We start from the raw sequence: 5,483 nt of genomic DNA, 5'->3' as shown, positions 1-5,483 counted from the left end.
ACACATCGGCGCAAGTCAGAGCAAACAGCGAGCAAACTGCGCGGCAAACCGGCTGGCGGCGCCCAGCCTTCTTTCCGGGAGAATTCATGACGGTGATCGTGGTGGCGAATCCGAAGGGCGGCGTGGGCAAAAGCACGCTGTCCACCAATCTGGCCGGCTATTTCGCGTCGCTCGGGGAATGGGTCGCGCTGGCGGACCTCGACAAACAGCAGTCCGCGCACGCGTGGCTGTCGCTGCGGCCTCCCGCGCTGCCGCCCATCGAGATCTGGGAGGTCGACCCGGAAAACCCCGCCAAACCGCCCAGAGGTCTGGAGCACTCGGTAATCGACACGCCGGCCGGGTTGCACGGCAACCGTCTGAATATCGCGCTGGATCTGGCCGACAAGGTAATCGTGCCGTTGCAGCCGTCGATGTTCGATATTCTCGCCACTCAGGAATTCCTCGAGCGGCTGGCCAAGGAGAAGGCGGTCAGGAAAGGTGCAATCGAGATCGGCGTGGTGGGCATGCGCGTCGACGCGCGCACGCGCTCAGCGGAGCAATTGCACCGTTTTGTCGAGGGATTGAAGCTGCCGGTGCTGGGTTACCTGCGCGACACGCAGAATTACGTGCAACTGGCGGCGCACGGCCTGACCTTGTGGGACGTCGCGAAAAGCCGCGTGGAGAAGGATCTGGAGCAGTGGCAGCCGATCATCCAATGGACCAACGGCGCCAGCAAGAAGGCGTGATGTAAATCAGCAGGCGGCGTGGCCGCCCGCTGCATGGAACCGTGCGGCGAAAGGCCGGCTCAGTTCCAGTTCTGGGTCGGCACGTGATCGCGGCTGCCCTTGATCTTGTTGTTGTCGTCGACGAATACCAGGTCCGGCTTCCAGCCTGCCTTCAGCTCCGCTTCGTCGACCACCGCGAACGCCGCGATGATCACCAGATCGCCCAACTGTGCGCGCCGTGCGGCCGAGCCATTCAGCGAAATCATGCCGCTACCGCGTTCGCCCTTGATCGCGTACGTCGAGAAACGCTCGCCGTTGTTGATGTTCCAGATGTCGATCCGCTCGTTTTCGACGATGTTCGCGGCTTCCAGCAAGTCCTCGTCGATTGCGCACGAACCTTCGTAGTGCAGTTCGCAGTGCGTGACCGCGACGCGATGGATTTTCGACTTCAGCATGTTGCGTTGCATGACCAATCCCTTGTGCTTCTGACGCGTGTTGGCGCAGCCTAAGGCTGCTTCAGATTTCGAGGTTGTCGATGAGACGAGTGCTACCGAGCTTGGCGGCGGCCAGCACGACCAACTCCGCGTTCGCGTCTTGCGGGCTCGGCGGCAGCAGGTTCGAGCGCTTGCGCACGGCGATGTAATCAGGTTGCCAGCCGCGCGCGGCCAGTGCCGCCATCGCCGCCTGTTCGAGTTTCGCGAAGTCGCCATCACCGGCGAGCACCGCATCGCGCACACGATTGAGCTCGGCGGCCAGCATCGGCGCTTCGGTGCGCTCGGCCGTTTGCAGAAAGCGGTTGCGCGAGCTGAGCGCGAGGCCGTCGGTGTCACGCACGGTTTCCGCGGCAATGATGTCGGTCGGCAGCGCGAACTGGTGGCACATGCTGCGCACGATCATCAACTGCTGATAATCCTTCTTGCCGAATACTGCGACGCGCGGCTGCACGCACGACATCAGCTTCATCACCACCGTGCACACACCCTGGAAGAACCCGGGCCGGAATTCGCCTTCGAGAATGTCGCCCAGATCGTGCGGCGGATGCACGCGGTATTCCTGCGGCTCCGGATACAGATCCCGTTCCGTCGGCGCGAACAATACGTAGACGCCTTCTTTCTGGAGCTTGTCGATGTCGGCTTCGAGCGTGCGCGGGTATTTGTCGAAATCTTCGTTCGGGCCGAACTGCAAGCGGTTGACGAAGATGCTCGCCACCACCGGATCCCCGTGCTGGCGCGCAAGGCGCATCAGCGACAGATGGCCCTCGTGCAGATTGCCCATGGTCGGCACAAAGGCGGTGCGATTCTGGCCGCGCAACTGGTCGCGCAATTCATGGATCGAGCTGATGACTTTCATGATCGGACAGGGATTTCCTCGCGCGGCGCGAGACCCGGTTGGCGCAAAAACTCAGGTTTTCGCGTGACCCGCAGCCTCACTGGTAATGACAGGTTCGGAGCGCCGGATTGTAGTGGATTTGCTCCGGGGGCGCACCGAAACGAGGCGTCTGCGGCAGCGATGGCGCACGCAAGCCCCGTTTTGCGGTGTCAGGCCGGCAGATAGGCGAGGCGCACATAGATCGGCGCGAACGGCTCGGCCTGCGTGATTTCGACGAGCGACTCACGGCACAACTCGAGCATGGCGATGAAATTCACCACGACTACCGGCACGCCTTTGCTGGTGTCGAACAGGTCAGAGAACTCAATGAAGCGCGCGTTCTGCAGTCGCCGCAGGATCGTACTCATGTGCTCGCGCACCGACAATTCCTCGCGCGAAATCTTGTGATGCTGAACCAGCTTGGCGCGCTTGATCACGTCGGCCCACGCGGCGCGCAGGTCTTCGCTATCCACATCCGGAAAGCGCGGCGTAATGCTTTGCTCGATGTACACCTCGGCGCGCAGGAAATCGCGGCCAAGCTGCGGCAGATGGTCGATGCGTTGTGCGGCGAGCTTCATCTGCTCGTATTCGAGCAGGCGGCGGACCAGTTCGGCGCGCGGATCTTCGACTTCGTCGCCGCTGTCGGCCTTCTTCACCGGTAACAGCATGCGCGACTTGATCTCGATCAGCATGGCGGCCATCAGCAGATACTCGGACGCGAGTTCGAGATTCGTCTGGCGCAACTGATCGACGTAGCCGAGGTATTGGACCGTGACGTCCGCCATCGGGATGTCGAGCACGTTGAAGTTCTGCTTGCGGATCAGGTACAGCAACAGATCCAGCGGACCTTCGAACGTTTCGAGAAACACTTCGAGCGCGTCCGGCGGAATGTACAGGTCCGTCGGCAACTTGAAGAGCGGCTCGCCGTACAGGCGTGCGAAAGCGATGCCGTCTACGGTGTCCGGCGTCGAATCGGTGGTGGGCGCGGCAAGCGCGGCGTCAGGCGCCGGCGTGGCGCCCTTTGCCTCGTCGGCGTGACTCACGCGCTTAGAAGTTTTGATAGTACGAGTAAGGCGTCTGCTCTACGCGCGAGGCTTTCTGCTCGGCGCGTTCTTCGAGATCGATCGGCTGTTTGTCCCACAGCAGCGACCGGCCACGGCGCTGCTCCGCTTCCAGATTCGGTTTTTGTTGCTTGAGCTGGTTCAGGAACTGGGTGATGTCCGATTGATACATGGCTAGACGTCCGTGGTGTGGGGAATGGCGGCTGCCCAGCGGGGATCCCCGCGCGGCATCGCTCCTATTCCATAATTTTACCGCATGCGCCGCGCGTGGTCGAAAAATGGCGGCCGGTGCGTGCGGCCGGCTTGCAAAAACACCCGGAACCCGCGCTACCGCGATGCGTCAAAGGCGGGCGCGTGGCTGACGGGGTGGTGTGCGAGTCCGGGTTGTGCGGCCGGGCGGGCGTCGCTACGCATGCCGCATGGGGTACGGCGCAGCGGCCGAAGGGCCCGCCGCGCGTCACGCCTCAAACGCCTTTTTAAGAGATGGCGCGGTCTCGCCGATGTGGTCAAATAGCGAGCTTCGGCCGCTGCGGCGAGCCCGAGCGACAGAATTCATCAACCACGGCCGGAGGTCCTGCTTGGCGGTATGTGCGATCGAAAAGCCGCGTGTGCGGCGCGACAAGGCCGGTACTGAGCACGGGCATCTCATGCCTGTGCGGCGCTGGCTGCGCGCGTGGCTGGCATTCGGCGTCGTCATGCTCATGCTTGCCGCGGTCGACGCGCACGCAGCGCGGCGCGCGGCCGCTAGCTACAAGGTCGATATCGAAGCCACGCCGCGCTCGCTGCGCAAGCTGCTCGAAGCGCACCTGGACGTAGCGCGGTTCGCCAAGCGTCCCGACATCAGCGACGACCAGTTCGAATTTCTGATTACCGCCACCCCCCAGCAGGTGCGCGATCTGGCCGCCACGCAGGGCTATTTCACGCCGGTCGTGCGTACCGACGTGCGAACCGTCGACGACAAAAAGCGCGTGACGGTGAGCGTTGATCCCGGCCCGCAAACCCTCATCACGTCGATTTCGCTGTCGTTCCGCGGCCCGGTGCTGACCGAAGACCCGGCGCAGGAAAACGCGGCGCGCTTCGCGTTCTCACTGCATGAAGGCGATCCGTTTTCGCAAGGCGACTGGGACGACGCGAAAAACGCGTCACTCAAGGCGTTGCAGGCACGCCGTTACCTGGGCGCAAAGGTCTACCATTCCGAGGCGCGAATCGACCCGCGTACGCACGAAGCGAAATTGTCGGTTACATACGAGAGTGGGCCGACCTTCACGATGGGCAAGCTCGACGTATCCGGCACGCGGCGCTATCCGGAACAGATCGTCGACAACGTGAATCCGATTTCGGCGGGCGACATCTACGACGTGCAGCGCGTCACCGAATTGCAGCGGCAGTTGCAGAACACGCCGTACTATGCGAGCGTTGCAATCGACGTGGACAGCGATCCGGCCAAGCCGGTCGACACGCCGGTGCACGTGAAGGTGTCGGAATATCCGTACAACAGTATCCGCGGCGGGGTCGGTTATTCGACTGACAACGGCCCGCTGATCCAGGGCTCGTATTCGTATCTCGATACGTTCGGCAAAGCGTGGCCGTTCACGGTCGAGGGGCGTCTCGACCAGATCCAGCAATACGGGCAAATCCAGCTTGCGATGCCGCCGGGGCCACGCGCATGGACCAATAGTGTGTTGGTGTCCTACACCACCACGGACGTGTCCGACACGCGCATCTACAGCATTCGCGGTGGCTTGCAGCGGGCCCGGACCTCGCAATTCATCGACTACAACTACTCGCTCCTCTATTACCAGGACCGGCTCGACCAGAACGCGATCGCGCCGACCACCAGCCGAGCGTTGGTGCCGTCATGGTCATGGACCCGTCGCAATACCGACGATCCGCTGTTCCCGCGCTCGGGCAATCTGATTCACGTCGAAGCGGGCTTCGCGGTCAAAGGCGGGCTGACTGACCAGACGTTCGTGCGCGGCTACGCCCGCGGCCAGCAATACCTGCCGATCGGCAAGGAAGACCTTGTGCTGTTCCGTGCAGAACTCGGTGGAGTCTTCACGAGCGGCAGTTCGAGCGGCATCCCGGCATCGCTGCTGTTCCGCGCGGGTGGTTCGAATTCAATACGTGGCTACAGCTATCAGAGCATCGGTAATAACGTCGACGGTTCGGTGCTGCCCACCAAGTATCTCGTGACGGCGGCGGCGGAGTATCAGCACTGGTTCACCCGCGACTGGGGTGCAGCCGCGTTCTTCGACGTCGGAACCGCCACCGATACCTGGGGCGAGAAAGTTTTTTATCCCGGTGTCGGCGTCGGGGCGCGCTGGCGCAGCCCGGTCGGTCCGGTCAATGT

6 protein-coding genes are annotated in these 5,483 nt (G+C 62.7%); 2 read left to right on the top strand and 4 right to left on the bottom strand.

Annotated features, from left to right (window positions below):
- Positions 1–86: 86 nt before the first annotated feature.
- Positions 87–725, top strand: a complete 639-nt coding sequence (locus VFE81_RS13755; RefSeq protein WP_325045123.1) for a ParA family protein — start codon at positions 87–89, stop codon at positions 723–725.
- A gap of 59 nt (positions 726–784) precedes the next feature.
- Here the strand turns inward: VFE81_RS13755 and panD are convergent, their stop codons facing one another.
- From panD to VFE81_RS13735, 4 genes are all read right to left on the bottom strand, one after another.
- Positions 785–1,171 carry an aspartate 1-decarboxylase gene (gene panD, locus VFE81_RS13750; protein WP_325045122.1) on the bottom strand — a complete coding sequence of 129 codons (387 nt, stop codon included), beginning with the start codon at positions 1,169–1,171 and terminating at the stop codon, positions 785–787.
- 49 nt (positions 1,172–1,220) lie between these two features.
- Entirely contained in the window at positions 1,221–2,054 is an 834-nt protein-coding gene (panC, locus tag VFE81_RS13745) for a pantoate--beta-alanine ligase (protein ID WP_325045121.1), read from the bottom strand.
- A 188-nt stretch (positions 2,055–2,242) separates the two neighbouring features.
- On the bottom strand, positions 2,243–3,115 hold the full coding sequence (locus VFE81_RS13740; protein WP_325045120.1) for a ScpA family protein: 873 nt from the start codon (positions 3,113–3,115) through the stop codon (positions 2,243–2,245).
- A 4-nt stretch (positions 3,116–3,119) separates the two neighbouring features.
- Positions 3,120–3,305, bottom strand: a complete 186-nt coding sequence (locus tag VFE81_RS13735; protein ID WP_054035105.1) for a DUF3460 family protein — start codon at positions 3,303–3,305, stop codon at positions 3,120–3,122.
- A 406-nt stretch (positions 3,306–3,711) separates the two neighbouring features.
- On the opposite strand from VFE81_RS13735, the gene VFE81_RS13730 reads away from it, so the two are divergent.
- Positions 3,712–5,483 (top strand): autotransporter assembly complex family protein (locus VFE81_RS13730; RefSeq protein ID WP_325045119.1); only part of this gene is annotated, 1,772 nt, incomplete at its 3' end.

The organism is Paraburkholderia sp. (assembly GCF_035656215.1).
GTDB lineage: Bacteria > Pseudomonadota > Gammaproteobacteria > Burkholderiales > Burkholderiaceae > Paraburkholderia.
The sequence above is the reverse complement of the archived record's forward strand: the minus strand, read 5'-3'. Positions and strand labels throughout refer to the sequence as shown.

Bases quoted from the DNA above. Each gene is read 5' to 3' on its own strand.
- panD (WP_325045122.1), bottom strand. From the start codon at position 1,171: ATGCAACGCAACATGCTGAAGTCGAAAATCCATCGCGTCGCGGTCACG.
- panC (WP_325045121.1), bottom strand. From the start codon at position 2,054: ATGAAAGTCATCAGCTCGATCCATGAATTGCGCGACCAGTTGCGCGGC.
- VFE81_RS13735 (WP_054035105.1), bottom strand. From the start codon at position 3,305: ATGTATCAATCGGACATCACCCAGTTCCTGAACCAGCTCAAGCAACAA.
- VFE81_RS13755 (WP_325045123.1), top strand. From the start codon at position 87: ATGACGGTGATCGTGGTGGCGAATCCGAAGGGCGGCGTGGGCAAAAGC.